This is a genomic window from Sphaerisporangium aureirubrum, assembly GCF_042658925.1.
Lineage (GTDB): Bacteria > Actinomycetota > Actinomycetes > Streptosporangiales > Streptosporangiaceae > Sphaerisporangium > Sphaerisporangium aureirubrum.
In genome coordinates this window covers 1-1,641 of sequence record NZ_JBHSRF010000011.1, presented here as the reverse complement: position 1 = coordinate 1,641, position 1,641 = coordinate 1, and the positions used below count along the sequence as shown (strand labels likewise).

Annotated in this window: 1 pseudogene; it reads right to left on the bottom strand. The window is 76.4% G+C overall.

What is annotated here, in order from left to right:
* Positions 1–1,641: pseudogene (locus tag ACFP1K_RS10775) on the bottom strand (hypothetical protein); the annotation flags it as partial.

Below are 1,641 nucleotides of genomic sequence, written 5' to 3'. Positions count from 1 at the left end.
GGAAGTCTGGGGTGCCGGGGGCAACGGTGGTGCCTGTGGTGCCTGTGGTGCCTGTGGTGCCGAGGGTGCTAGCGGGGGTGCCGGAGGTGCTCATGGTGTTGCAGGTGCTCATGGTGCCGGAGGTGCCTGTGTCGCTGGGGGTGCTCATGGTGCTGGGGGTGCCTGTGGTGCTGGGGGTGCTGGCGGTGCTGGCGGTGTGCAAGGTGTTTGGGGTGTGCGGGGCGGGGGAGCCGGGCGTTTGTCTGGCCGGGTCCGGACGGTGGGCTGCCTCGTCGAGCAGCCGGGCCGCCTGGTCTTCCAGGCCAAAGCGGAAGCGGTGGGTGAGCAGCACGTCCACTCGGGACGCGGCGGCCAGCTCGGCGAGAAGCCGCCGCCGCTCTTCGGTGAGTTGCTCCTGCCCGGCGTACGAGGCGGGGCCGGTGTGTGGGGCGGGGCTGGCGTACGAGGCGGGGCCGGTGTACGAGGCGGGGGAGGAGGGGGTGGGGGAGTCTGGGGGTGGGGGGAGGGCTGAGAGTTCGTGTTCGGTGGCGGACAGGCGGTGTTCGCAGGCGGTGGTCCAGCGGTGGCCTAGGGCGGTGGTGGGGTCGGTGTCCAGGGCGCGGAGGGCGCGGGTGGCGGCTTCGGCGACCGGCCAAGGCTGGGCGGGGTCGACCAGTTCGGCTGCGCGCGGCGAGAGGTTGTGGACTCCGGCACGGCCCAGTGCGTCCAGTGCCGCCACCCGGACTTCCTCCGGCGCGGCTTCGGACAGCACGGTGCCGGCCGCGCGCCGTAACGCGGCGCGGGCCGCCGCCCGCGCGGCGGGGCGGTCGAGCCGGACCAGCCGCTCCAGGGCCCGCAGGGCGGCGACCCGCGACCCCGGCGGGGCACCCGGATCGGCCGCGACCGCCCCGAGCACCTCCCGCGCCGCCCGCCCGCCGTACTCGGCCAGCGCCATCGCGGCCCGCAGCCGCAGCGCCGGGACCACCGCCTCATCGGGGCTGGGGTGCGCCGCCGGGCCGGGGTACGTCCGGTCAGGGTGCGCATTTGGGTGGGGGTGGGTGGGGGCGGGGTGGGCTGCGGGAGCAGGGTCCGCATTCGGGTGCGGCGCGGAGGGCGGCTGTTCGCGCGGGGGGTGCGTCGGGTCGGGGTGCGTCGGGTCGGGGTGCGTCGGGTCGGGGTGCGTCGGGTCGGGGTGCGTCGGGTCGGGGTGCGCATTTGGGTGGGTGGGGGCGGGGTGGGTTGCGGGGGCAGGGTGCGGATTCGGGTGGGGTGCGGGGGGTGGCTGTTCGGGTGGGGGGTGCTCGGGGGTGGTGAGCAGGCGGTGGACGTGTTCGGTGAAGGCGTTCAGGGGGCCGGTCGCGGGGGTGGCGGTCGCGCGGAGGAACTCCACGGCCAGCGCGGGGTCGTGGGCGGCGGCGGTGGAGACGATCCGGGCGACGGTGCCGTCGGCGCCGTCCAGCAGGTTGAGGAGGAGCCGGAGCGGCTCGTGCCAGCGGAAGTCGGTGACGCGGGCGGCCGGGTCCGTGGGGCCAGGGTCCGTGGGGCCAGGGTCCGTGGGAACGGAGGTCGGACCGGAGTTGGTGAAGTCAGGGGTGGGAGCCGAGTCCGCCGGATCGGGGGTGGGCGCCGGGTTGGGGGTGGGAGTCGGGTCCGCCGGGTTGG